This is a genomic window from Myxococcus sp. MISCRS1 (assembly GCF_026626605.1).
Classification (GTDB): Bacteria; Myxococcota; Myxococcia; order Myxococcales; family Myxococcaceae; genus Myxococcus; species Myxococcus fulvus.
In genome coordinates, this window is the sequence record NZ_JAPNKB010000001.1 from 6497511 (window position 1) to 6522148 (window position 24638).

Annotated in this window: 20 protein-coding genes and 1 pseudogene; 19 read left to right on the forward strand and 2 right to left on the reverse strand. The window is 71.4% G+C overall.

Going from position 1 to position 24638, the window contains the following annotated elements; all coding sequences use genetic code 11:
- Both OWM54_RS25875 and OWM54_RS25880 read right to left on the reverse strand, forming a co-directional pair.
- The gene (locus OWM54_RS25875; RefSeq protein ID WP_267699234.1) at positions 1 to 2025 is read right to left on the reverse strand and encodes a type IV pilus twitching motility protein PilT; all 2025 of its coding nucleotides are present in this window, start codon (positions 2023 to 2025) and stop codon (positions 1 to 3) included.
- 284 nt (positions 2026 to 2309) lie between these two features.
- Positions 2310 to 2846: a GNAT family N-acetyltransferase gene (locus OWM54_RS25880; protein WP_141331932.1), complete on the reverse strand. Its 537-nt coding sequence runs from the start codon at positions 2844 to 2846 to the stop codon at positions 2310 to 2312.
- A gap of 289 nt (positions 2847 to 3135) precedes the next feature.
- On the opposite strand from OWM54_RS25880, the gene OWM54_RS25885 reads away from it, so the two are divergent.
- The 19 genes and pseudogenes from OWM54_RS25885 to OWM54_RS25975 all read left to right on the forward strand — a co-directional run bounded on the left by OWM54_RS25885 (position 3136) and on the right by OWM54_RS25975 (position 24634).
- A complete protein-coding gene (locus OWM54_RS25885) occupies positions 3136 to 3855 on the forward strand; it encodes a GTP-binding protein (protein ID WP_223750683.1) in 720 nt (239 codons plus the stop codon).
- Positions 3852 to 5354 carry an ATP-binding protein gene (locus OWM54_RS25890; RefSeq protein WP_223750684.1) on the forward strand — a complete coding sequence of 501 codons (1503 nt, stop codon included), beginning with the start codon at positions 3852 to 3854 and terminating at the stop codon, positions 5352 to 5354. Before OWM54_RS25885 ends, OWM54_RS25890 begins: the two co-directional genes overlap by 4 nt.
- 111 nt (positions 5355 to 5465) lie before the next feature.
- Entirely contained in the window at positions 5466 to 6053 is a 588-nt protein-coding gene (locus OWM54_RS25895) for an NYN domain-containing protein (protein WP_046716512.1), read from the forward strand.
- A gap of 170 nt (positions 6054 to 6223) precedes the next feature.
- The gene (locus OWM54_RS25900) at positions 6224 to 6646 is read left to right on the forward strand and encodes a VOC family protein (RefSeq protein ID WP_223750685.1); all 423 of its coding nucleotides are present in this window, start codon (positions 6224 to 6226) and stop codon (positions 6644 to 6646) included.
- A 4-nt stretch (positions 6647 to 6650) separates the two neighbouring features.
- The gene (locus tag OWM54_RS25905; RefSeq protein WP_223750686.1) at positions 6651 to 6992 is read left to right on the forward strand and encodes an ArsR/SmtB family transcription factor; all 342 of its coding nucleotides are present in this window, start codon (positions 6651 to 6653) and stop codon (positions 6990 to 6992) included.
- A 16-nt stretch (positions 6993 to 7008) separates the two neighbouring features.
- Positions 7009 to 7500 (forward strand): SRPBCC domain-containing protein, encoded by a 492-nt coding sequence (locus tag OWM54_RS25910; RefSeq protein WP_267699235.1) that lies wholly within the window; start codon positions 7009 to 7011, stop codon positions 7498 to 7500.
- Positions 7501 to 7939: 439 nt separating this feature from the next.
- Complete coding sequence (locus OWM54_RS25915) at positions 7940 to 9547, forward strand: hypothetical protein (RefSeq protein WP_223750688.1); 1608 nt, start codon at positions 7940 to 7942, stop codon at positions 9545 to 9547.
- A 189-nt stretch (positions 9548 to 9736) separates the two neighbouring features.
- Complete coding sequence (locus tag OWM54_RS25920; protein ID WP_267699236.1) at positions 9737 to 11629, forward strand: Hint domain-containing protein; 1893 nt, start codon at positions 9737 to 9739, stop codon at positions 11627 to 11629.
- Between the two features lie 110 nt (positions 11630 to 11739).
- Positions 11740 to 13632: a hypothetical protein gene (locus tag OWM54_RS25925; RefSeq protein ID WP_267699237.1), complete on the forward strand. Its 1893-nt coding sequence runs from the start codon at positions 11740 to 11742 to the stop codon at positions 13630 to 13632.
- A gap of 28 nt (positions 13633 to 13660) precedes the next feature.
- Positions 13661 to 14611 carry a thiamine-phosphate kinase gene (gene thiL / locus OWM54_RS25930; protein WP_223750691.1) on the forward strand — a complete coding sequence of 317 codons (951 nt, stop codon included), beginning with the start codon at positions 13661 to 13663 and terminating at the stop codon, positions 14609 to 14611.
- 116 nt (positions 14612 to 14727) lie between these two features.
- The gene (locus OWM54_RS25935) at positions 14728 to 16071 is read left to right on the forward strand and encodes a methyl-accepting chemotaxis protein (RefSeq protein ID WP_255653669.1); all 1344 of its coding nucleotides are present in this window, start codon (positions 14728 to 14730) and stop codon (positions 16069 to 16071) included.
- A complete protein-coding gene (locus tag OWM54_RS25940) occupies positions 16068 to 16952 on the forward strand; it encodes an MmcQ/YjbR family DNA-binding protein (protein WP_267699238.1) in 885 nt (294 codons plus the stop codon). The genes OWM54_RS25935 and OWM54_RS25940 overlap by 4 nt, the downstream gene beginning before the upstream one ends.
- 15 nt (positions 16953 to 16967) lie before the next feature.
- Positions 16968 to 17390 (forward strand): chemotaxis protein CheW, encoded by a 423-nt coding sequence (locus OWM54_RS25945; protein WP_046716504.1) that lies wholly within the window; start codon positions 16968 to 16970, stop codon positions 17388 to 17390.
- Between the two features lie 75 nt (positions 17391 to 17465).
- Positions 17466 to 17840, forward strand: coding sequence for a response regulator (locus tag OWM54_RS25950; RefSeq protein WP_046716503.1), 375 nt, complete (start codon positions 17466 to 17468; stop codon positions 17838 to 17840).
- 50 nt (positions 17841 to 17890) lie between these two features.
- Positions 17891 to 20649: pseudogene (locus tag OWM54_RS25955) on the forward strand (chemotaxis protein CheW).
- Positions 20646 to 21245, forward strand: a complete 600-nt coding sequence (locus OWM54_RS25960; RefSeq protein WP_223750695.1) for a chemotaxis protein CheC — start codon at positions 20646 to 20648, stop codon at positions 21243 to 21245. The pseudogene OWM54_RS25955 and the gene OWM54_RS25960 overlap by 4 nt, the downstream one beginning before the upstream one ends.
- 24 nt (positions 21246 to 21269) lie before the next feature.
- On the forward strand, positions 21270 to 22022 hold the full coding sequence (gene larB, locus OWM54_RS25965) for a nickel pincer cofactor biosynthesis protein LarB (RefSeq protein WP_046716500.1): 753 nt from the start codon (positions 21270 to 21272) through the stop codon (positions 22020 to 22022).
- A 5-nt stretch (positions 22023 to 22027) separates the two neighbouring features.
- Positions 22028 to 23200: a nickel pincer cofactor biosynthesis protein LarC gene (larC, locus tag OWM54_RS25970; protein ID WP_267699239.1), complete on the forward strand. Its 1173-nt coding sequence runs from the start codon at positions 22028 to 22030 to the stop codon at positions 23198 to 23200.
- A 141-nt stretch (positions 23201 to 23341) separates the two neighbouring features.
- The gene (locus OWM54_RS25975; protein WP_267699240.1) at positions 23342 to 24634 is read left to right on the forward strand and encodes an SH3 domain-containing protein; all 1293 of its coding nucleotides are present in this window, start codon (positions 23342 to 23344) and stop codon (positions 24632 to 24634) included.
- Positions 24635 to 24638: the final 4 nt, after the last annotated feature.

Consider the following 24638-nt stretch of genomic DNA (forward strand, 5'->3'; position numbering starts at 1 on the left):
TCAGCCCCCCTTCCTTCCCATCAGCGAGCCCATCTTGCTGAGCAGCCGCGCGCTGTCCTGCGGCGTCTCCGGCGCGGCCACCGCCGTGCCCGGCCTGCGTCCCGTCACCACCGCCTCCAGCTCGTCCGGGTTGTCCACGAAGCCCTTGGCCACCTCCAGCTTCACCTTGCCCGCGCGCACCAGGTCCGCCATCGAGTCCTCGAAGCGGACGATGCCCAGGCTCTTGCCGCGCTGCTGCAGCGAGGGAATCTGGTACGTCTTGTTGTCGCGGATGAGGTTGCCCAGCGCGACGGAGCCCGGCAGCACCTCCGCCGCGGCCACCATGCTCTTGCCGTCCGCGCTCGCCATCAGCCGCTGGCTGACGATGAGGCGCAGGCCGCTCGACAGCGACAGGCGCACCTGCTGCTGGTCCGCGGGCGGGAACAGGTCGATGAGCCGGTCGATGGTCTTCGCCGCGCTCGGCGTGTTCATGGTGCTGATGAGCAGGTGGCCCGTCTCCGCGGCCGCCAGCGCCATGCGCACCGTCTCCGTGTCGCGCAGCTCGCCCACGACGATGACGTCAGGGTCCTCGCGGAGGCTGCCCTTGAGCGCGCTGGCGAAGGTGCGCGTGTGCGCGCCCACCTCGCGCTGGCTGATGAGCGCCTTCTTGCGCGGGTGCACGAACTCGACCGGGTCCTCCACGGTGAGGATGTGGTGGGACGTGTGGCTGTTGATGAGGTCCACCAGCGCCGCCAGGGTGCTCGTCTTGCCATGGCCGGAGGGGCCGGTGATGACGATGAGGCCCTGGTGGTGGTGCGTGGCCTTCGCGATGTCCTGGGGCAGGCCGAGCGACTCGAGCGTGGGGATGTCGCGGGCGATGACGCGGAAGGTGCCCTTGAGGCCCGTGCGGTGCCGCGAGACGTTGACGCGGAAGCGCCCCATCTCCGGCGAGTCGAGCGAGAAGTCGCAGCTGCCGTCGCGCTCCAGCACGGCGCGCAGCCGCTCCGGCACCACGGGCAGCAGCATGCCCTCCACGCGCGCGGCGTCGAGCACGCCGCCCTGGGGGACCAGGTCCCCGGCGAGGCGGAAGAGCACGGGGCGCTCGGCCACCACGTGCACGTCGCTGGCGCGCACGCTGCGGCCCTGCTCCAGCACCACCGCCAGGTCCCGGGCCCCACCCGTCAGCCGCGACGCCGCGAGGTTCCGCGCGGCCTCCTGCGTGCCCGCGCTCGAATACCCGCCCTGCGAGGGGGCATACCCGGTCGCGGTGTTCTGCGCCGCCGCACCCTGTGCGCCGTAGCCCGCCGATGCGCCCGGTGACGAGGCCTGTCCCGCGTCGTGTGCGCCGTATCCCGCCGAAGCGGGCTGCGCGCCGTAACCCGCTGAAGCGCCCGGCGACGTGGCCTGTCCCGTGGTGCCCTGCGCACCGTAACCGGCCGCCGCGCCCGGTGACGCGGCCTGCGCGCCGTGGCCCCCGGTGGCCACGTTCCTCGCAGCCGACTGTGCGCCGTACCCGGCTGCCGCGCTCGTGGCCTGTCCCGCACCTTGTGCGGCGTAGCCCGCCGAAGCGCCTTGTCCGCCGTACCCTGCCGCGCCCTGTCCCGCGCCTTGCGCGGAGGCGCCCGCCGAAGCAGCGGCTTGTCCGCCGTACCCTGCCGCGCCCTGCACGGCCGCGGCGGGAGCTCGCGCGGTCGCCGGAGCCGCCGCGGTCGATGCGGCCGGAGCCGCCGCCGTGGCGCCCGCCTCCGCCGCGCGCGACAGCCTCAGGTGCATGAGGTCGCCCCGGCGCTGGGCGGCGATGGACAGCGCGCCCAACCCGTTGGCGTTGACGGACCACTGCGACGGTGAATCCGACACGGTGGAGGCCCGGGCCACGCCCACCATGGCCTGCAGCGCGCGCACGACGTCCTCCGTCGTCACCGCCGCCGGGTCCACCGGCTCATAACCACTGCTCCCCCGAATCATCGGCGGTCGGCCCGTGGCCAGGGTCAGCTCCGTCACTCCAGGCCGCGACAGATGGCGCAACAGCTCAGCAAGGGGTCTCATGCGGAAGTCGACTCGGGCTGGGGCGAAGCGCGAAGCGCGGGGATGGTCCGCAGGATAGTCGACAACGCGTCGAATGCGCCCACCCCCCGGTCCATCCTGGCGCTTCTTCCCCCGCGCCACGCCCGCCTGCCGTCGCCACGCGCAGTGGGCCCCACACCCACCTGTCAGCGGTGGACGGAGTCGATTCGCCAGGGTGGGGGAGGGGGCTCCGGGGCCCCTGAGGGCCCGCTCGGAGCGAGGGCGGGAGGCAAGCGGCCTCCCGCCAGGTGCGCCACGGCGCGGGACTACAGCTCGCGCGACATCAGGAGCCGCAGCTTGCCGGACTTCTTGGACACCACCGTGGCCACGGTGGTGAAGCCCGCCTTGCGGTAGAAGCCCACCGCGGGCGCGTTGGACGGGTCCACGCGCAGGGCAATGGTCTTGCGGTACATGTCCCGCGCGGCCCGGAGCGCCTGCTCCAGCACCACCATCCCCAGACCCTTCTTGCGCAGCTCCGGCTTCACCACGATGTTGCGCAGGTAGGCGGCGCCGGGCACCGGGCCGTCGCGCTCCACCGTGACGTAGCCGACGATCTGGCTCTGCAGCCGGGCCACGTGGATGAAGGGCTTGAGCTGGGTCAGGGCCTTGAGGCTGTCCTCCTGCGTCTCACCCCGGCTCTTCCAGGGTTCGGAGCTGGCGCGCAGGGCCGCCACCGCCGTCATGTCCTCGTCGGTGGGCAGGGTGAACTTCACCGCCGCCATCAGGTCGTTGGGGAGGCCCACCACATCCAGCACCGGGGCTGGGGCCATCTCCACGCCCGGGTCCACCTGCTTCATCGTCATCGCCATCTCCTCCGTCGCGCTGCGATCCTAACCGCACCCCCGCCACCGGTGCACGCGGTGATTCCGCGCACATTGTCTTCTCAAGTGAGGAGTTTGCCTCCCCCTGGCACGAGAGGGTCGGATTCGGGTCAACCCCATCTTCGCCGGCGCCATTCCAGGGCAGAGGCCCCGCTTCCACGGCCGCCATCCGGCCGGCCTTCCGCGAAGCAGGCGTTCCCACTATAAAAACCCTGGTCGTCACCGGAGGGCTGGCCTCTCCTCCCCTCGACTCCGCCTGCCCGAGCACCCCTTGCAACTGAACCACGCCCAGCGCGAGCTGACGCTCAAGATCGTCTACTACGGTCCCGGACTCAGCGGGAAGACGACGAACCTGCGTCAGCTCCACGCCCGCGCGTACCCGGAGGTCCGGGGGCGGTTGCTGACGGTGGACACACACGACGACCGGACGCTGTTCTTCGATCTGCTGCCTGTCTTCTTCTCCACGTCCTCGGGCTTCAAGGTGAAGGTGAAGCTCTTCACGGTGCCCGGGCAGGTCATCCACAACGCGACCCGGCGCATCGTGCTGCAGGGGGCCGACGCGGTGGTGTTCATCGCGGACAGCCGGCACAGCGCGACGGCGGAGAACAACGCCTACTGGCGCAACCTGCAGGACAACATGAAGGAGAACGGGCTGGACCCCGCGCAGGTGCCCGTCGTCATCCAGTTCAACAAGCGGGACCTGCCCGACGCGCGCACGGACGCGGAGCTGGAGGAGGCGCGCAAGCGCGGCGGCGAGGCCGTGGTGGGCGCGGTGGCCCTCAAGGGCGAGGGCGTGCTGGAGACCTTCCACGCCGTGGCGCAGGCGGCCTACCGGCGGCTGGACGCGCGCGCGCACCTGGCGCGCAACGTGGGCCTCACCGAGGCGGAGTTCCTGTCCCAGGTCTTCGGCCGCATGGACCTGTCGGGCACCGCGCTGGCCGGGCGCTACGCCGCCGTCACCCGCGACGAGCAGGTGGGGGGCGGGCGATGAGCGGCTATCAGGGCAGCGTGCCCCCGGAGGGCTCGCGCCGCGAGTCCGTGCTCCAGCGCCGGCTGTCCCTGGGAGAGATGCTGGACCTCCCGTCGTTCTCGGAGGTGGTGAAGAGCTTCAGCGAGCTGTACCGCGTGGGCATCAAGGTGCTCGACGCGCGCGGCACCAAGCTGGCCGACGTGAAGGTGGGCCACGGCGACTTCTGCGCGTACGTCTTCTCCTTCCCGGACGGCCGCTCGCGCTGCACCGCCACCGTGGCGCGCGTGAAGGACGGCCCCGTCGTCCCGCTCAACGGCGCGCGCGTGGCCCAGGGCGACGGCGCGGAGGAGGCGGGCCTCATCGCGCTGCCGTGCTTCACCGGCCTGCGCTACCTGGTGATGCCCGTGCGCTGGGAAGGCGACTTCCTGGGCCGCGTCATCCTGGGGCCCTTCACCCCCGAGGAGCTGGGCGACTTCCCGGACACGCTCACGGACATCCCCGCGCTGGAGCTCACGCGCGCCCAGGAGCTGGTGTCCAAGGTGCGCCGCGCGCCCGAGCGCACCGTGGTGCAGGTGCTGACGCACTTCGGCCAGGTGCTCGCCGCGCTCGTCGCCAGCGGCCACCGCACCTACCTGACGACGCAGCTGCACATCGAGGCGATGCTGGAGACGCACCGCGAGCTGGAGGCGCAGAACTCGCGTCTGGCGCAGGTGAACACGCGCCTCAAGGAGCTGGACCGGCTCAAATCCACCTTCCTGGGCACGGTGAGCCACGAGCTGCGCACGCCCCTGGCGTCCATCATCGGCTACTCGGAGATGCTCGCCGAGGGCCTGGCCGGCGTGCTCAACCCCGAGCAGCTGCTCTACGTGCGCACCATCGTCGAGAAGGGCGAGTCGCTGCTCAACCTCATCTCGTCCATCCTCGACCTGAGCCAGATTGAAGCCGGCAAGCTGCGGCTGTCGGTGGGGCCGGTGGACCTGGCCAGCGTCATCCAGACGGCGGTCTCCAGCGTGCTGCCCCAGGCGCAGAGAAAGGGCGTGGAGCTGGAGGTGCGCCTGCCGCCCGTGCCCAGGCCCCGGCTGGCGGGCGACGCGGACAAGCTGCGCCAGGTGCTGGTGAACCTGCTCGCCAACGCGCTGAAGTTCACGTCGTCCGGAGGGCGGGTGTCGGTGGTGATGTCGGAGGCGGGCGTCCAGGACGCGCTGGGCCTCACCGGCTACCGCGTCTGCGTGGAGGACACCGGCGTGGGCATCCGCGAGGACCAGTTCGAGCGCATCTTCCAGAGCTTCTATCAGGTGGACGGCAGCTCCACGCGCGAGCACGGCGGCGCGGGGCTGGGCCTGGCCATCGTGAAGAGCCTGGTGGAGGGCCACGGCGGCAAGGTGTTCGTGGAGAGCGAGTTCGGGCGCGGCTCGCGCTTCACGGTGGTGCTGCCCATGCAGCCGCCCATCCCCGAGCACGGCCTGCTGGCCGCCCCCGCGCCCGTGCCCGAGCTGCCCCCGGGGCCCGACCGCTTCTGACGCGGGAGGTCGACCGGGACCGTGCCTTCCCGGGCGCGGGACGTGGCGCGTCGTGGACGTGTCACACGCAATCCCCCCGGAAGGCATCGCCCGGGCGTATTGTCCGCGCCCATGCTCACCGGACGTCCTTCCGCCGCTTCCTACGTGCTCATCGATGCGGAGAACATCGACTGGGCCGTCTCCAACGTCGTCGGCCGTAAACCCGAGTCGCAGGACCGCGTGCAGTTCGACCGTCTGGTCGCCTTCTGCGAGACGTACTTCCCCGCGCCCGTGCGCTGCGTGGTGGTGCTCAACGCGCGCGGCGAGCAGCTGCCCGACGTGATGATTGGCTTCATCCGCGCGCTGAAGTCCGCCGGCTGCGAGGTGGCGCTGCTCTACGGACGGCCGGACCAGAAGGTGGTGGACCTGGGCATCCTCAAGCTCCTGGAGACCATCCGCACCCAGCGGCCCAAGGCGGCCGTGGGTCTGGCCAGCCACGACGGCGGTGACTTCGCCGAGGCCCTCAAGCCCATGCTCGAGGAGAAGCGCCAGGTGGCCGTGCTCGGCCTGCGCGAGTACGTCAGCCAGCGCTTCCGGGACCTGGTCCCCGCGGGCCTCAAGATTGTCGACCTGGAGCTCAACGCGAAGGTGTTCCAGCGCCCGCTGCCCCGGCTCCTGCCGGTCAACGTGGACGAGTTCGACCCGATGCTGTTCGTCTAGCGCGCCGCTCCCCGCGCACCGCCGGCCGGAGCCCCACCGAGGGCCCGGCCGACTTTCCACACGCTTCGCGAGCCGCGCCCCTCGCCGTGCGCGTCGCGCTTGCGGATGGTTAACGACGGCGTTAAATATTGCCCCAGCGGTTAACGACTCGTTCGCCAAGGAGACACGCCATGAAGCCGGTTCCCGAGGGGTTCTCACGCATCAGTCCCGGGCTGTTCTACGAGGACGCGCCCAAGGCCATCGACTGGTTGGAGAAGGCCTTCGGCTTCCAGACGCGGCTGAAGGTGGAGGGCGCGCCGGGCGTCATCGTCCACTCGGAGCTGGTGTATGGCGAGGCCGTCATCCTGGTGAACTCGGTCTCCCCCAAGTTCCCGGGCCGCACGACGGGGAGCACGAGCGCGTGCTACCTGATGGTGTACGTGGATGACGTGGACGCGCACTGCGCGCGGGCCAAGGCCGCGGGCGCCCGGATCACCCAGGAGCCGAAGACCACGGACTACGGCGAGGACTACTGGACGGACCGGGGCTACGGCGCCGAGGACCTGGAGGGCCACTCCTGGTGGTTCGCCCAGCGGATGTCCTCCAAGGGCTGACGCCATGGGAGCCGCCCGTCGCCTGGATGAGACCTTCGCCGCGCTGGCCGACCCCACCCGTCGAGGGGTCATCGACCTGCTCTGCGAGGAGCCCCGGCGCGCGGGCGAGCTGGCCGCCGCCTTCGACATGTCCGCGCCCGCCATGTCCCGTCACCTGCGCGTGCTGCGCAAGACGGGGCTGGTGGAGGAGGAGGCCCTCGAGGACGACGCCCGGGTGAAGGTGTACCGGCTGCGCCCCGAGCGCTTCGGGGAGCTGCGCGCGTGGCTCGACGAGGTGGAGTCCTTCTGGAGCGACCAGCTCTCCGCCTTCAAGGCCCACGCCGAACGCACCCGCAAGAAGACCTGAGCCTCGAGGCCCCGAGATGACGACGCCGCAGACCGCCCGCGTGACGACCTTCCTCCGCCTGGAGCCCCAGGTGGCCTTCGAAATCTTCACCGAGGAGACCAACCTCTGGTGGCGCAAGGGGCCCCGCTTCCGGGGCTCCCGCTCGCCCGACAGCGTGGTGCGCTTCGAGGGCGGCGCCGGAGGCCGGCTGGTGGAGGAGGACGCCGAGGGCGTCTTCGAGATTGGCCGCGTGCTGGCGTGGGAGCCGGGCCTCCACCTGCGCTTCGAGTGGCGCGGCAGGAACTTCGCGCCCGGCGAGCTCACCGAGGTGGAGGTGCGCTTCGAGTCCGCCGAGGGCGGCACCCGCGTCGTCCTGGAGCACCGCGGCTGGGAGTCGCTGCGCCCCGACCACCCCGTGCGTCATGGCCAGGACGTCGCCGCCTTCCTCGCGATGATGGGCCTGTGGTGGGCGGGCCTCACCACCGCGCTGCGCACCGTGGCCTCCCGCCCGACGCCACGCGTTGAATGACTGTCAGCGATTAGCCCTGTCATAAAATTCCAGATGCCGCCCTCGCGGGCATGTATGCTGTTGGCGTCCGAACGTGTGGCCCCGAGCCCCGTCGCGCGCGCCTGCCCGCGGACAACCCTCTGACACATGTCTCGCGTACTCACCGGACGCGCCCTCGCGTGCGTCCGGGACGCGGGCGCGCGTGTCCGCTCGGGACCCGGCGCGTCCGCTCCTGACGCCGCGTGCGTCCCATTGGGTGCGCCTGCGCGTGCAGTCTTGACGCACCCAGGGTCAAGTCCTCACATGTCGTGGGAATTCCGTAGAGCACCCGCATGGATGGCTGGGTGGGATTTGTGGTGAATCCGATTCTGTCTTGTAAATATTTGTTGAATGCTTCATAAGGGCGCGCGTTGGACAGACGTGGTGAAACCAGTTGTGTCAATCCGAAGAGGGGGAGCATATGGACAAGCGCATCCGGCGCTCGTGTCTTGCTTTGGCATCGATTCTGGCTCTCGCCGGCTGTAGCACGCAGGAGGACGTGGTGGAGGCCGAGGCCCCACCCGCCGCGCGGCCCGCGCCGTTGCACTCCGAGCGCGGCGGCATCGGCCTCTTGCTCGCCTCCGGCGACAAGTCGGCGATGAACACGGTGACGGTCAACACGTTCCGCTCGCTCATCGTCACCGAGACGGCCATCGTCAACAACTTCTCCCTGCGCGAGGTCATGGACCAGCTCGCCGTGCAGAGCGGCGTGGCGGGGATGACGGGCCTCAAGCTCTACCGCCAGCTCTGGGACACGCAGAACCCGACGCCGGGGCAGATCAACCCGAACCAGCACTGCAACGACCAGATGTCGGGCTCGCAGTCCGTCTTCAACAGCTTCCCGTACCAGTGCCGCAACGCGGAGGGCGCCCAGGCCGGCCAGGACCCGTTCAACGTCGCGACGCAGGGCTACCGGGCGGTGGGCCTGTTCAACCGCTTCGACCTGGCGCCCGCGGACGGCTCCAACTGCGGCGAGTACCGCATCGTCTTCGCGCGCAGGTCCGGAGAGACCAACGCCGGCCAGCGCAACTTCATGATCTTCGAGGCCGTGCTGCCCAACCCCCACCAGGACGAGGGGCTGGACGGGTGCCTGCCGGTGGCGGAGTTCTGGCAGCGGCTGACGACCAACCCGGACGTGGCCTCGCGCACCCAGCAGCTGCGGGCGTTCTATCTGCAGGGCCTGCCGGGCTTCCGGCCGGTGGTGCACATCGACAACTACGGCGCGGACCCGGCGACCGTCGCGGGCCAGATTCGCACCAACCAGTTCATGCAGGCCAACTGGCTCTTGCGTGAGTTCAAGCTGCAGAAGACGTGTCTGGCCGGCACGTGCACGTCGCTGAGGGCCATCCTCTCCACGGACAAGGTGAACCCGTTCGGCCCGCTGTTCAGCCCGACGTCCACGCACGCCCGGGCCGAGGACTTCCGCTTCTTCTTCGCCAGCCAGGTGGAGGCGCTGGCGCGCAACGACGTCAACCTCTTCAACATGGACGTGCAGGACCAGTTCAACGCGGGCCAGTCCGACGCGCAGGGCACGGAGAACAACTACACCTTCCACTTCGGCAACAACGCCTCCGCGCTGCGCACGCTCATCCAGAACGAGCTCACCCGCATCGGCAGCACGCTGACGCCCAACCAGATTGTGTCCCGCGCCAAGGCGCTGTCGTGCGCGGGCTGCCACGACCTGAGCAACGGCAACAACCTGGGCGGCGGCGTGGTGTGGCCCGCCTCGCTGGGCTTCACCCACGTGAGCGAGCTGACGGAGGAGGGGCCCGAGGGCACGCGCTTCCGCATCTCCCCGGCGCTCACCAACGTCTTCCTGCCGCACAGGAAGGCCGTCCTGGAGGAGTACCTGAGCCGCCCGCGCCCGTGCCACAACGTGTGCAACCCGGGCAACCCCATCGCCACCCACTGCTCGCCGTGCGCGGCGGCGGTGTGCGAGGGCGACCCGTTCTGCTGCTCGGGCTCCTGGGACGTCATCTGCGTGGAGGCGGCGCAGGACGTCTGCGGCCTGGCCTGCAACGCGCAGTAGTCAGCGACTCCAGGTGTCCCGGCGGGCGGTCGTCGCACCCCCGCGCCCGTCGGGACGCCTGGCCGTAGCGGTCATGCGCGGGCCTTTCGGCAGACAGGCCCGCCCTGGGGGGGCAGCGGTCCACACGCAGGTCTGAGTGTCGTCGGTGTGGTTGTCGTCGGCAGTCCACTGCAGCAGAGGGGGTTACACATGAAGCCGTGCTCGCGTTTCTCGGTGCCCGTTACCGCGGCCCTGCCGCTCGTCGCGCTCGCGACGTCCGCCTGGGCTGGCCCGTTGCGCTCCCCGGACCGGGGGTTGGACGGGGCCACGCTGGTGGAGGACTCGCAGTACATGCGCCGCGTCTTCGAGGAGAAGACCCGGGGCGCCGGTGGCGAGAGCATCGCCATCGACCTGGCCGACCCGGCCCAGTACCGCTTCGTGATGAACCGCCTGCGCGGCTCCGGGAAGACGGTGGCCAACGCGCCCCGGCTCTTCGAGCGGCTGGCGCTGGCGCAGAGGAAGGCCCTGGCGCACAAGGCCGCGGGCACGCAGGCGGCGCCCCTGGCCAACAACTGGGGCTGTGACCACTTCCTCAACCTGACCCGCGGCGTCACCAGCGGCTCGGTGCGCGTCTACGAGAGCAACCCCTGGGCGGCGTGCCTCAACGGCGCCAGCTACGTGTACACGGACATCGTCGCCTTCAACGCGAACAACGCGGAGACGCAGACGACGGTGGTGGACTCGGCCTCCGGCGAGGAGTACGCGGCCGGCCAGAGCTTCGACGACGTCATCGTGCGGCCGGCCATCCCGGTGAACCAGGACCGGCAGGTCATCCTCGACTCGATGATGATCGCCATGAACGAGAACACGGGTGAGGAGGTCGTCACCTTCGTGCGCGGCCAGTCGAGCACGACGACGGGCGGCGCGGACCTGGCGCTCGAGCACCCGCGCCTGTCGGTGCCCAACAGCGGCAAGCTGAACACGGAGCTGTGCCAGATGCGCGGCGGCATCGACTGTGACTACGCCGCTGTGGGCGCCACGCTGGCGCCCTCGGGGGCCAACACCCCGACGAGCATCGCGCTGCGCAACCCCGCCGTGACGGCCTCGTGGGTGGGGGATGCCAGCAACAACTTCCCCCTGACGCGCCCGTGGGACTGGAGCCACGTCTACGTGCCCACCAAGTTCACCTTCAACGCGGGCAGCAAGAACGGCATCGCCTGCGTCATCAAGGAGATCCTCCCGGGCTCGAAGGTGCGCCTGGTCAAGCCCATCACGGGCGGCACCTGCATGAGCCAGGCGGACCTGACGCCCTTCCTCGCCGGCTCCATCAACAGCCAGACGGCGAACGTGACGCTGCTGGCGGACCTGACGCGGGAGACGTCCATCGCGGGCACGGGCGTCGAGAACTGCGCGATGCAGACCATCATCAACCAGCCGGTGGAGTACGTCATCACGGTGAGCACCAAGGTGAACTGCGGCACGGCGGCGAACACGCCGGCCTCGGTGACGGTGCGCATGCTGTCCGACTCGCGCTATCGCTATGGTGTGCAGGTGTGGAACTCCTGCATGGCGGAGGGCACGCAGGTGGTGCTGGCCGATGGCAGCGTCGTCCCGGTGGAGTCGGTGAAGCGCGGCCAGCGCATCGTGACGAACGCGAAGGGTGACACGCTCACCGTGCGCGACGTCCAGGTGGGTGGCGAGCGCGACGCGATGGTGAACCTGCGTGACGACAAGGGCCACGCGGTCAGCCTCACCGACAAGCACCCGGTCATCATGGCGGATGGCAGGCCGCTGGCGGCCGGCAAGCTGAAGGTGGCGGACCAGGTCAGCACCCGCGAGGGCGTGGCCACGCTGACCTCCGTCACGCGCGAGAAGTACACGGGCAAGGTCTACAACTTCAGCCTGGGGACGACCGAGGAGCTGGCGCGCGCGGGGAAGCACGCGAACACGATGTTCGCCAACGGCTTCCGCGTGGGTGACAACGCGATGCAGGGCGAGCTGACGGCGCCCGTGGCGGACTCGCGCGAGACGCTCGAGCGTCTGCCGGCCTCGTGGCACAAGGACTACGCCCTGGCCCCGGCGTTCGTGGCGGGGCAGCGCTAGTTCGCGGTTTCGAGGAACGAAGCACCAGCGCCCCACCGACGCAGCTTGCGCCGGTGGGGCGTTCTGGCTGGGTGGGCACGAGAGACAACCTGGTGACGACAGGAGCACGGATGCGGAACACGGTGGTGATGAGCGTGCTGGTGATGGGCCTGCTGGCCTGCGGCGACGGGCCGCCCCGGCCACCGCCACCGGGCTTCTGTCCGGAGCGTCCCGCCGCCGTGGAGCCCGGGAGGCCAGGGCAGGTGCCGCTGCGGGTGCGCTCGCCCGAGCGACTCGAGGCGTGGAGGGCCCGCGTGGGGCTCGCGCGCACGTCGTCGTCGGCGGGGGCGCGAGCGCCCGAGCGGCTCGAGGCGGGGAGCGCCCGCGTGGGGCTCGCGCGCACGTCGTCGTCGGTGGGGGCGCGAGCGCCCGAGCGGCTCGAGGCGGGGAGCGCCCGAGCGGGGCTTGCGCGCACGTCGTCGTCGGTGGGGGCGCGAGCGCCCGAGCGGCTCGAGGCGGGGAGCGCCCGAGCGGGGCTTGCGCGGGGATGGTCGTCGGGGTCGCCCGAGACGTGGCGGGCTGGCGAGGGGCGCGCGCGCGCGTTGTCTGTGGAGGCGCCCGAGCACTTCGCTTCGTGGCGAACTCACGCGGAGCTCTCGCGGGCGGGGACTTCCGAGCGGCTCGAGGCGTGGAGTGCTCGTACGGGGCTCTCGTCCGTGGCGCCATCGGCGCGGGCCGCGGTGGACCTGACGGGCCGCTCGTGGTGGGCCACGCCGTGTCTCGTGGGGACTCCGGGCCTGGAGGTGGCGACGCCCCGGGTGGCCGTGACGGAGTCCGGCCGCGCGATGGCGGTGTGGACCGAGAACGACGGACTCGACGCGTGGCTGTGGGCCAGCGAGTACACGCCGACCACGGGATGGTCTTCCGCGCGCAAGGTGGACCTCTTCCGCGAGCTCCCGGACGACGAGCTCCGGGTGCGGCAGCCGCAGGTCGTCGCCGACGGCGAGGGCCGCGTGCTGTTGATGTGGCTCCAGAGCGAGGGCTCGACGGCGACGCAGCTGTGGTCCGCGCGGCACGTGCCGGGCGAGGGATGGAGCAAGGCGGACCGCGTGCTGGCGCATCCCCTGGGAGACGCGACGCACCTGGAGCTCGCGCGCGACGCGGCGGGCGGCTTCACCGTCATCTGGACGCAGTTCGACGGCGACACGTTCAGCGAGAACGTCTGGACCACCCGCGGCTCGCCCTCGACGGGCTGGGAGCCCGCGCGCCGCATCGACACGCCCGCGCCGGGCTTCTCCCTGGCGCCTCGGGTGTCGGTGAGCTCGGACGGCCACGTGGTGGTGGGGTGGGACCGCTTCGACGAGCTGGAGGGCATCCCCGTGGCGTGGTTCAGCCGGTGGACCCCCTCCGAGGGCTGGAGCGCCGCGGAGCGCCTGAGCCCTCCAGGCGTGGACGGCTTCTACGCGGAGCCCGTGGCGGGGCCGGGCGGCACGGCGCTCGCGCTGTGGAGCGGCCTGGGCGCGGTGGAGGTGGAGCTGTGGGCGCGGCGCTTCGTGCCCGGCTCGGGCTGGTCCACGCCCGAGCGCCTGGAGGAGGTCCTCGGCAGCTCCGGCGCGGCCCAGGCCACGGCGGAGCGGGAGGGACGCACCCTGGTGGTCTGGCCCCGCGCGCGCGACGGCGTCACCCGCTTGTCCAGCCGGCCCTTCGACTTCACCCGCGGCTTCCGTCCGCGCGAGGACGTGGCCCCGCCGCCGAAGGGGCTCGTCGCCCTGGACCCGCGGGTGGTGTCGGTGAGCGCGTGGGAGTCGCTCGCCGTCTGGACCCAGGAGGTCGAGGGCGGCCGGCGCATCGCCGCCAGTCGCTACGTCCTCGGCCGAGGCTGGGGACCCGCGACCTGGCTCGACACGGAGACCTCCGCACAGACGGGCTTTGCGCACGTGGCCGTGGGCGCGAGGGGCGACGCCGTGGCCACCTGGCTGCACGGGGGCGAGGTGCCCGGCGTGGGCCTCAGCGTCTTCCAATAGACGCGCCCTTGGTCTTTGCTGTCGGACGATGCCTGGTGAGTTCGACTTCATCCGCCGCTTCCTCGGCCACTTCCCCAAGGCCCGGGTGCCGGTGGGCCCCGGGGACGACTGCGCGGTGCTCGCGCCCTCGCGCGGGGCGCTGTGCGTCACCACCGACGCCGTGGTGGAGGACGTGCACTTCACCCGCGCGTCCTTCTCCCCCGCGGACATCGGCCACAAGGCGCTCGCGGTGAACCTCTCGGACGTGGCCTCCATGGGCGCCACGCCGCGCTGGTTCGTCTGCGCGCTCGCGCTGCCCAGGGACTTCCCTCCCGCGCACCTGTCGGGCATCGCCCGGGGCATGGCGGCGCTCGCCCGCGAGCACCGCGTGGCGCTGGTGGGCGGCAACTTCACCTCCGCGCGCGAGCTGTCCATCACCATCACCGCCACCGGCGAGCTCTCCCGCCCTCCGCTCACCCGCGCGGGGGCCCGGCCCGGTGACTGGCTCTACGTGTCCGGCACGCTCGGCGACGCGAGGCTGGGGCTCGCCCACCTGCGCGCCGGGGTGAAGCGCGGCGCCAGCGTCCAACGCCAACGCCGACCCCGACCTCGCGTCGCCCTGGGCCAGCTCGCCGCGCGCTTCGCATCCGCGGCACTGGATGTTTCCGATGGTCTTGCACAGGACCTGGGTCACCTGTGCACCGCGTCCGGGGTGCGCGCGGTGGTGGAGCTGGCGAAGCTGCCGATGTCGGCCGCGGTGCGGCGGGAGCTGGGCCCCGAGGGGGCGCTGGCGGGCGGGGAGGACTACGAGCTGCTCATGGCCGTCCCCTCGGCGCGGGGGCGTGCCTTCGAGCGGGCGTGTGCTCGGGGCGGCCATCCGGTGACGCGCGTGGGGGCGCTCTCGGAGGGGGTGGGGTGGGTGATCCACGACGAGTCCGGACGCGACGTGCGCCGGCCGGGCGGGTTCGACCACTTCCGACAAGCCTCCCGGGTGGATTGACCCTGCCCGACAGCAAGGCTAAACCCAGGGCGCTTCCGCCCCTCCCCCGAAAGCATCCCGTGCGCCGTCCCCTACGTGACGACACTGCCCCCGGATTGACGCCTCGCCGCGAGCCCCTGCAGCGCCTGGTGCGCGCCGCGGTGGACGGGCGTCGTACGACCAAGGTGGTCTCCCTCCAGTCCAGCATCACCAAGGGTTACGTGGTGCTGGGACTGGCGCTCACCATCTGGATGGTCGCCTCGGAGCCGCTGGCGCAAGGGCTGGTCGAGATGCTGGGCCTGGACCAGGTGGCGGAGTGGAAGGTGGCCATCCGGATGCTCGGGGCCATCGGAATCACGGGCTTGGCCGCCTTCGCGCTGCCGTCGCTGCTGGCGCGCGTCACGCGCGTGAAGGTGCTGAGCAACTCCGCGTACGAGATTTCGCAGGGCGACCTGTCCAAGCCCGTGGCCGCCGAGGGCGGCAGCACGCGCGACGAAATCGACGAGCTGACGGGCGCCATCATCCGCATGCAGGAGAACCTGCGCGAGCTGGTGGGCAAGATCCAAGAGACGGCCAAGAGCGTGGCCGACACGGCCATCGACCTGCAGCGCTCGGCGGAGAACGTCAACGGCTCCACGGAGGAAGTGGGCTCGTCGATGAACATCATCGCGGGCGGCGCGGAGACGCAGTCGCAGCTGGTGTCCAAGGCCTCCAAGGTCATCACGGAGATGGCCAGCAGCATCCAGCGCACGACGGGCAGCGCGGAGGACGCGGCGCGCACGACGGCGGAGACGAGCAGCGCGGCGGAGGATGGCTCCAAGGCGGCGCGGCTGGCCGGCGACAAGGTGAAGAAGGTCTTCAACCGCATCGAGTCCGCCAGCCAGCAGGTGTTCGCCTTCGGCGAGAAGACGCAGGAGATCTCGAAGATCGTCGACGCCATCACCCAGGTGGCGCAGCAGACGAACCTGCTGGCGCTCAACGCGACGATTGAAGCGGCGCGCGCGGGTGAGTACGGCCGAGGCTTCGCGGTGGTGGCCGACGAGGTGCGCAAGCTGGCGGAGAGCGCGGGCCGTTCCGCCGAGCAGATCTCCAAGCTGGCGCGGGACATCTCCGGTCAGTCGACGTCCGTGGTGAGCGCCATGAAGGAGGGCATCGCGGAGCTGGCGGAGGGCCGCGAGGACCTCACCAACATCGTGCGCTCCATGGGCGCCATCACCGACACCATCCGCAAGGGCTCCGAGAAGGTGCACCTCATCTCCGAGAGCACCCGCGAGCAGCACAAGGGCAGCGAGGAGATGGTGAAGGCCATCGAGGAGATCAAGCTGGTGGCGCGCAACAACGCCGCCTCCACCGAGGCCATCCAGTCCGTCATCCAGGAGCAGACGGCCGCCGTGTCGCGGATGACGTCGCTGGCGAGCGAGCTGACCAACCTCTCCGTCGAGCTGCAGAGCGTGGTGCGCAGCTTCCGTCTGGGGCCATGAGCCAGGGCGCCACCGTCGTGTTGGGCGCCGCGGAGGCGCGGCTGCGCGAGGTGATGCTCGCCCTGCCGGACGTCACCGAGGAGTTCCCCTGGGGACACCGCACCGCGAAGGTGCGCGGGAAGATGTTCGCCATCCTCGTGCTCGACGAGGAGGGGCTGCGCGTCACGACCAAGCTGCCCACGTCCAACGAGGCGGCGCTGATGCTCCCGTTCGCCGAGCCCACGGGCTACGGCCTGGGCAAGAGCGGCTGGGTGACGGCGCGCTTCTCCCCCGGACAGGAGGTCCCGGTGGAGCTGATGGCCCTGTGGATCCAGGAGAGCTTCCGCGCCGTGGCGCCCAAGTCCCTGGGGGACGGTGCGTCCGTGGTGAAGAAGTCCGCCGCGAGCAAGACGAAGGCGGTGGGCGCGGAGTCGACGGTGTCGGGCGCGAAGTCGTCGGGCACGAAGGTGAAGCCCGCCGCCGCGAAGCTGACGACGGCGAGCGCGAAGGTGAAGTCGACGGGCGCGAAGCTGAAGCCCGCCGCCGCGAAGCCGAAGACGGTGAGCGCGAAGGCGAAGTCGACGGGCGCGAAGGTGAAGCCAGCCGCCACGAAGCCGAAGACCGCGAGCGCGAAGGTGAAGTCGTCGGACGCGAAGCTGAAGCCAGCCGCCACGAAGCCGAAGACGGTGAGCGCGAACGTGAAGTCGACGGGCGTGGAGGCGAAGGCCGTGGGGGTGAAGGCGGCACCCGCAGGCTCGAAGACCTCGGGCGCGCAGGTGAAGCGTCCTGGCAAGAAGGTGGCTGCGGCGGCAGACAAACCGTCCGCGAGGAAAGTGGCGTCCGGGGTGAAGCGGCCCCGCACGGCGCGACGCGCCACGGCGTCCCGCTCAATGCAAAGCTGATACAACACGACCTCTGTGCGGCACGTCATCTTCCGGGTGGAGAAGGAGCGCTACGGACTGCCCTTGTCGGCGGTGCGGGAGGTCGTCGTGCCTCCGGAGCGCTTCACCCGGGTGCCGCGTGCACCGGCTGCGATTACCGGGGTGATGAACCTGCGGGGCCGGGTGGTGACGGTGGTGGAGCTGCGCCAGCTGTTGGGGCTCCCGGATGGGGCCTCGCCGCCGTCCCGCGTGGTTCTTCTGGACCGCGGCCGGAGGGATCTGGGACTGTTGGTGACGGATGTGGATGGAATCGAGGCAGTCGAGCGGGTGAGCACGGCGCCGGGGAAGTCGACACCGGCCATCCGTGGCGTCGCCCGGCTGGGTGGGCTGGGAGTGACCGTGCTGGACCCGGAGGGACTGGACGCCGCGGTGGTTGCCTTGTTCACCCATTCCAAGTGAGTAGCCCCCTGGAAAGCGCGGGTGCTAGTGTGCGCGCTCCTCTAGGCTAGGCGATTCGGAGGCGGAGTTCTTCACATGGCTAAGCGGGTCCTGGTCGTCGACGATGCCATCTTCATGCGCAACATGATCAAGGACATCTTCGCGTCTGGAGGGTTCGAGGTCGTCGGCGAAGCGGCCAATGGCCTGGAGGCCGTGGAGAAGTACAAGGAGCTCAAGCCCGACCTCACGACGATGGACATCGTCATGCCGTTCAAGAGCGGCATCGAGGCGACGCGGGAGATCATCAAGCACGACAGCAGCGCGGTGGTCATCATGTGCTCCGCGCTCGGTCAGGAGAGCCTGGTGATGGAGGCCATCGAGGCGGGCGCCTCGGACTTCATCGTCAAGCCGTTCCGCGCCGAGGACGTGCTGGGTGTGGTGAAGAAGGTCCTGGGAGTGGGAGGGGCGTGAGCGACGTCGCCCGCGGGCGGTCACTCGGCGCTTTCTGAACGAGGTCGGGCATGACGATGGACATGTCCCGTTACCTGGGCCTCTTCATCTCGGAGGCCACCGAGCACCTCGAGGCGCTCGGCAGGGACCTGGTACAGCTGGAGCGCGAGGGGTCCTCGAGCGCGGTGGACTCGATGTTCCGCCACGCCCACTCCGTGAAGGGCATGGCGTCGTCGATGGGCTTCGAGCCCATCGCGATTCTGGCGCACCGGGTGGAGGACCTGGTGGACGCCGTGCGGCAGGACCGCAGCCGGCTGGACCGGGACCTGGTGGACCTGCTGCTGAGTGCCTCGGACACGCTGCTGGCGCAGGTGCGCGCCGTGGCCGAGGGCCATCCTCCGGATGAAGCCGCCCCGCTCCTGGCGCAGCTCGCCGCCCGCGTCACCACGATGACGGGCCACGCCCCCACCGCCACGCGCGTCGCCAAGGTGACCGTGCTCAAGCCGGAGGGCTCCGACGGCGGAGATTCCTCGGGCGGCTCCGGGGGCGGCACGGGCACGGCGGGTGGTGGCTCTGGCGCGAGTGGTTCGGGCGCGACGGGTGGTGATTCCGGGACGGGTGGTTCGGGCACGACTGGCGGCTCGGGCGCGACGGGTGGTGGCTCCGGCGCGAGTGGTTCGGGCGCGGGCTCGACGGGTGGCTCCGGCGCGAGTGGTTCGGGCGCGGGCTCGACGGGTGGCTCCGGCGCGAGTGGTTCGGGCGCGGGCTCGACGGGTGGCTCCGGCGCAGGCGGTGGTGGCGCCTCTGGCGCGGGCTCGACGGGTGGTTCGGGTGCGACGGGTGGTGGTTCCTCCGGCGCGGGCTCGACGGATGGTGGTGCTGGCGCGGGTGGCTCGGGCGCGACCGGCGGCCCGGGGGCGGGCAGCAGGGGCGCGACGGGCGAGTCAGGTGGTGCGGGCTCGTCTGGCGGCGCGAGTGACGGTGCAGGCTCGACGAGCGGCGTGAGCTCGACGGGCGGCAACGGTTCACCGGGTGGCACGGCCAGTGGTCCCGCGTCTGCGTCCGGTGCCGCTCCCAGCACGTCCTCCCCGTTGAACGGCTCCACGGGCACGAGCGGCGCGGACCTCGGTCCCCAGTCGCCGGTCCCCCCCCGACTGACCTCATTGGACCCGGGGGTCGGCGGTGTGCGCGAGGTGCTCGGCATCGGCGCGCCCGCATCCTCTCCGCACGGCAACGCGTCCACGGGAGCCCCGCTCGGACTCGGTGACGTGGCGTTGAACGACCTGGGCACGGCGCTCAAGGCGGCCTCCACGGCGCCGCTGCCCGGCGAGCGCCCCGAAGGCGGCACGCAGCGCTGGGCGGTGCGGCTGCGCATCTCCCCCACGTGCCAGGTGCCCGGCGTGCGCGCCTTCCTGGTGCACAAGCGGCTCACCACGCTGGGCACGCTGGTGGACCTGCGGCCCGCGCTCGAGGAGCTCAAGGCCGGTCGCATCCCGGACGGCTACATCCAGCTGGAGCTGGAGACGTCCGTGGGCGAGGCGGGCATCCAGCAGTCGCTCAAGAACGTGGCCGAGGTGGACGTCGTCTCGGTGAAGCCCGCCGTGGCGGTCCCCATCCCCGTGGTCGCCCCGGCGTCGGCGGCGGAGGCGGGGCGCGGCGTGGGCGCGGACTCCTCGTCGCGCACGGTGCGCGTGCGCACGGAGCTGCTCGACTACTTCCTCGACACCGTGGGTGAGCTGATGCTCGCCACGGCGCGCCTGCGCGAGGTGGGCAAGGTGCTGCCGGAGAACGTGCGCCCCGCGCTGGAGGAGGGCGTCTACCGGCTGCACACGCTGGTGAAGGACCTGCACGACAAGGTGATGACGGCGCGCATGACGCCGCTGTCGCTCATCACCGACCGGCTCCCCCGCGCCGCGCGCGACATCGCCCGGCGCAAGGAGCGCGAGGTCGACCTGGTCATCACCGGCGCCGAAATCGAGCTGGACCGCGCCATCCTCGACGAGCTGGCGGACCCGCTGCTGCACCTGCTGCGCAACTGCATCGACCACGGCCTGGAGTCGCCCGAGGAGCGCGTCGCCGCGAAGAAGGGCCCGCGCGGGCGCGTGCTCGTGGCGTCAAGCGCGCCAGGGACCGCGTCATCATCGAGCTGGAGGACGACGGCCGCGGAATGAACCCCGCGAAGCTGAAGTCCGCCGCGGTGGCGCGCGGCCTGCTCACCCCGGAGGCTGCCGCGCGGATGACGGACCGCGAGGCCTTCATGCTGTCGTGCCTGCCGGGCGTGTCCACGGCCAAGGACGTGACGGACATCTCCGGCCGAGGCGTGGGCATGGACGCCGTCAAGCGCGTGGTGGAGAGCGTGGGTGGCACGCTCGAAATCGACAGCGAGACGGGCCGGGGCACGCGCTTCACGCTGCGGCTGCCGCTGACGGTGGCGGTGGTGCACCTGCTGCTCGTGGAGGTGGGCGAGGAGGTCTTCGGTCTGCCCATCGCCAAGGTGGTGGGCGCCACGGAGGCGGACAGCGACGCGCTCAGCCGCAGCCGCGAGACGGCGCTCCTGCCGCATGGCAACTCGCTGCTGCCCGTGCACGCGCTGGACTCGCTCGTCGGTGTGCCGGCGCCCGGCCTGCGCGGGGTGCGGCCCTTCGTGGTGATGGAGGGGGACTCCGGACGGGTGGCGCTGGGCGTGGACCGGCTGCTCGGCCAGGAGGAAGTGGTGCTCAAGCCGCTGTCGCGCCCGCTGGACCTGTTGCCCGGCCTCTCCGGGGTGACCATCCTCGGCAGCGGCCGTCCGGTCTTCATCCTGGATGTTCCGAGGTTACTGTCCGCGTGAGCCTGCCTCTTCCCAGCGATGCGCAGCTCGATGCCCTGCGCGAGGTGGCCAACATCGGCTGCGGCCATGCGGCCAACGCGCTCTCCCGGCTCATGGGCGGACGTCAGGTGGACCTGTCCGTCCCCCGCGTGGTGCTCACCGGCCCCGAGGACGCCGCGGGGCTGTTGGGCGGCGACGCGTCCGCGGTGGCGGCCTGGCTCGCCATCACGGGCGCCTTGAGGGGCGTGCTGATGCTGGCCCTGCCGGCCTCGGATGCGCAGGCGCTGGAGACGCTGCTGCTGGGCGCGCAGGAGTGCGGGCAGGCCGAGCGCGACAGCGCGGTGTCGGAGGCGGCGAACATCGTCGCGAGCGCGTGCCTGTCCGCCATCGGCAAGCTGACGTCCTGGCGGCTGATGCCGTCGGTGCCCACGCTGCGGCGGGCGAGCGCTCGCGAGCTGGTGGGCGCGGCGGTGGGGCAGGTGGAGGGCGACCCTGGCCGCGTGGTGGTGCTGGAGGCGCGCTTCATGGCGGCGGCCACGCCCCCGGTGAGCGGGCAGCTGTTGCTGGTGCTGGAGCGCGACAGCTCCCGGGCGCTCCTGGCGCGGCTGGGCGTGTAGCCCGTTTCGGGGTACAGGGGCGCCATGGATGAGAAGGCGCTGAAGCAGCTCCTGGGGAGCGTGAAGTCGGGCCGCGTCTCGGTGGATGACGCCGTGGGCAAGCTCAAGGACCTCCCCTTCGCGGAGCTGGGGTACGCGACGCTCGACACCCACCGCAACCTGCGCTTCGGCTTCCCGGAGGTGGTGCTGGGCGAGCCCAAGACGGTGGAGCAACTGCTGGGCATCGTCGGCGCGCTGGTGGAGCGCAAGCAGACGGTGCTGGTGACGCGGCTGCAGCCGGACAAGGCGGAGGCGCTGGTGGCCCGCTTCCCCAAGGGCCTGTACCACCCGGTGGCGCGCATCTTCCATCTCAAGCAGGGCAAGGTGCGCGCGGGCCGCGTGGCCATCGTCACCGCGGGCACCAGCGACATCCCCGTGGCGGAGGAGGCCGCGGTGACGGCCGAGGCCATGGGCGCGGAGGTGCGCCGCGTCTACGACGTGGGCGTGGCGGGCATCCACCGGCTCTTGCGGCGCCGGGAGGAGATTCAGGAGTGCCACGCCGCGGTGGTGGTGGCGGGCATGGAGGGCGCGCTGGCGAGCGCGTTGGGCGGGCTCGTCGGCATCCCCATCGTCGCGGTGCCCACGTCGGTGGGCTACGGCGCCAACTTCAAGGGCGTGTCCGCGCTGCTGGCGATGGTGAACTCGTGTGCCTCCAACGTGGCGACGGTGAACATCGACAACGGCTTCGGTGGGGGCTTCTACGCCGCGCTCGTCTCGCGCACGAAGGGGCGGCGGTGAGCGGCATGCGACGCATCCTCTACCTGGAGCCGGTGGGCGGCATCGCCGGGGACATGTTCCTGGCGGCGGGCATCGACCTGGGATTGGAGCCCGCGGCGATTGAGGCGGCGCTGCGAGGGCTGAGCGTCCCGGGCTGGAAGCTGGCGGTGAGCCGCGCGGTGCGCCACGCCATCAGCGGCACGCACCTGGACGTGGTGCTGGACGCGCGCGAGGCCCATCCGCACCGCGCCTACGCGGACATCCGCCGCCTCATCGAGTCCGCGTCCACGCTGCCGCCCCGCGCGAAGGAGCGGGCGCTCGCGGTGTTCCGCGCGATTGGCGAGGCCGAGGCGAAGGTGCACGGCGTCTCCATCGACGACATCCACTTCCACGAGGTGGGCGCGGTGGACTCCATCGTCGACATCTGCGGCGCGGCGGTGGTGCTGGAGCTCTTGGGCGACCCGGAGGTCCACGCGGCGCCGCCGCCGTTGGGCAGCGGCTCCATCCGCGTGGCGCACGGCATGATGCCCATCCCCGTGCCGGCCACGCTGGAGCTCTTGCGCGATGTCCCCGTGCGCTTCGAGGGCGTGGGCGAGCTGACCACGCCCACCGGAGCGGCGCTGCTCAAGGTGCTCGCGAAGATTGGCCACCCGCCCGACTTCATTGTCGAGAAGGTGGGCTACGGCGTGGGCACGAAGGACTTCCGCGACCGGCCCAACGTGCTGCGCGCGTCGCTGGGGCGGCTGGAGGACTCGCGCACCGAGGGCCTGTGGGTGGTGGAGGCCAACCTGGACGACGCCACGCCGCAGCTCTTGGGGCACCTGGTGGAGCGGCTGCTCGCGGTGGGCGCGCTGGACGCGTGGGTGGCGCCCGTCGTGATGAAGAAGGGCCGCCCGGGCCACCTCTTGAGCGCGCTGGTGGAGGGCGGCCTGCGCGACACCACGGTGGACCTGCTCCTGCGCGAGTCCACGTCCCTGGGCGTGCGCTACCACCGCGTCGAGCGTCAGGCCCTGGCGCGCGACTGGGTGGAGGTGGAGACGCCCTGGGGCCGCGTCCGCGTGAAGCGGGGCCTGCGTGACGGCGCCGTCCTCAACGCGCATCCGGAGTTCGAGGACTGCCGCCGCGTCGCCGAGGCCGCCGGTATCCCCGTGAAGCAGGTGGTGGCCGCCGCGCTGGTGGCGCTCGGCCTGCCCTCCTGACGTGACTCACCCCGCGTCCAGATGACGGATGAACGCCGGGCCCTGGTCATGCGAAAACATTTCGAGTAGAATGTTTTCAGCAGAGGGGGAAATTACATGACTGATGCAATTCGTAGGGGTCTCGGTCCTATCATCCGCACCGTGGCGAACGCCACTGTCCAGCAGGCGGTGCCGCCCGCGATGCAGCCGGCGGCCAAGGCGGTGGTGGACTTCGCGGTGTCCTCGTTCGAGCAGGGCAAGCCCGCCCGGGCTCCGGTGGCCTTGAACGTCATGCCGCCGCCGACGGTGATTCTCAGCAGCCCCACCGTCATCCCGCCTCCCGCCACCCCCGTCACCGCCGCCCCGGTCTCCGCGAACCAGGGGGATGGGCAGGTGCAACCGGGGGACAAGCGGACGGTGACCACGGGGGATGACACGCTGAACCTCCGCCCCGAGGCGGGGACGTCCCAGAAGCCCACGGGCAGCTTCCCCTCGGGCGCGCGGCTGGAGGTGGCCACGCCGCCGGATGGCGGGTCGTCGGAGAAGAACGGCTTCATCTACGTGCGCGGGCCCGGCGGGGAGACGGGCTGGGTGAGCGCGGAGTTCACGCGGGAGCTGACGGCGGAGGAGGCCGCGCAGCCCGCCGCCACGGGTGGCATCACCACGCCGGCCGCCGCCGCGTACCAGAGCGTCTTCGTCAACCAGTTCGCCGCCGAGAAGGAGGTGGGCGGCGACGCCAGCAACGCCAACTGCGGACCTTCCTCCACGCTGACGGCGCTGCTCAACGAGGGGCTGGAGATTCCGGCCATCCCAGGCATCGAGCACAACGGCACCACGGGCGCGGACGTGCAGGCGGTGCGCTACTGGGGCAACCAGGCGGACGACACGGACAGCGACGGTGTCTACACGAAGGAGGACGGCACGCTGGCGTACTCGCTGGATGGGACCGGCAACGAGAACTCCACGTTCACCGGCTTCAAGGACGTGGAGAACGCGGTGGCCGCGGCGGGTGGGACGACGTCGAGCGTGGCCGCGAACTCGACGGCCATCATGACGGCCATCGACAACGGCAGCACCGTGGTCATCTCCGGCACCTTCGTGGAGAAGAAGCCGGCCCCGGAGGGGACGCCCGAGGCGCTGGTGAGCCCCGAGGGGAACCTCTACGTCGACAGCGACAATGACGGCGCGCCGGACCTGCGGAATGGCGTGCCCGACGAGTGGCACCAGAAGGCGGACACGTGGAAGGGCCAGCACGGCTCCACCCAGCACCTGGTCGCCGTGGTGGGCAGGACGCCCGAGGGCAACTTCATCGTCTGCGACCCCGCGCACACGAAGCCGACGGCGGCTCCCATCGAGCTGTCTCCCGCGGAGCTGGATGCCTTCATGCGCGGCAACGCCGGCGCCATCGCCGTCAACGGGGCGAGCACCCCGGAGACCGAGACCACCGGCGGGTAGTGCC

Bases quoted from the DNA above. Each gene is read 5' to 3' on its own strand.
- OWM54_RS25875 (WP_267699234.1), bottom strand. From the start codon at position 2,025: ATGAGACCCCTTGCTGAGCTGTTGCGCCATCTGTCGCGGCCTGGAGTG.
- OWM54_RS25880 (WP_141331932.1), bottom strand. From the start codon at position 2,846: ATGACGATGAAGCAGGTGGACCCGGGCGTGGAGATGGCCCCAGCCCCG.
- OWM54_RS25890 (WP_223750684.1), top strand. From the start codon at position 3,852: ATGAGCGGCTATCAGGGCAGCGTGCCCCCGGAGGGCTCGCGCCGCGAG.
- OWM54_RS25895 (WP_046716512.1), top strand. From the start codon at position 5,466: ATGCTCACCGGACGTCCTTCCGCCGCTTCCTACGTGCTCATCGATGCG.
- OWM54_RS25900 (WP_223750685.1), top strand. From the start codon at position 6,224: ATGAAGCCGGTTCCCGAGGGGTTCTCACGCATCAGTCCCGGGCTGTTC.
- OWM54_RS25905 (WP_223750686.1), top strand. From the start codon at position 6,651: ATGGGAGCCGCCCGTCGCCTGGATGAGACCTTCGCCGCGCTGGCCGAC.
- OWM54_RS25910 (WP_267699235.1), top strand. From the start codon at position 7,009: ATGACGACGCCGCAGACCGCCCGCGTGACGACCTTCCTCCGCCTGGAG.
- OWM54_RS25915 (WP_223750688.1), top strand. From the start codon at position 7,940: ATGGACAAGCGCATCCGGCGCTCGTGTCTTGCTTTGGCATCGATTCTG.
- OWM54_RS25920 (WP_267699236.1), top strand. From the start codon at position 9,737: ATGAAGCCGTGCTCGCGTTTCTCGGTGCCCGTTACCGCGGCCCTGCCG.
- OWM54_RS25925 (WP_267699237.1), top strand. From the start codon at position 11,740: ATGCGGAACACGGTGGTGATGAGCGTGCTGGTGATGGGCCTGCTGGCC.
- thiL (WP_223750691.1), top strand. From the start codon at position 13,661: ATGCCTGGTGAGTTCGACTTCATCCGCCGCTTCCTCGGCCACTTCCCC.
- OWM54_RS25940 (WP_267699238.1), top strand. From the start codon at position 16,068: ATGAGCCAGGGCGCCACCGTCGTGTTGGGCGCCGCGGAGGCGCGGCTG.
- OWM54_RS25950 (WP_046716503.1), top strand. From the start codon at position 17,466: ATGGCTAAGCGGGTCCTGGTCGTCGACGATGCCATCTTCATGCGCAAC.
- larB (WP_046716500.1), top strand. From the start codon at position 21,270: ATGGATGAGAAGGCGCTGAAGCAGCTCCTGGGGAGCGTGAAGTCGGGC.
- larC (WP_267699239.1), top strand. From the start codon at position 22,028: ATGCGACGCATCCTCTACCTGGAGCCGGTGGGCGGCATCGCCGGGGAC.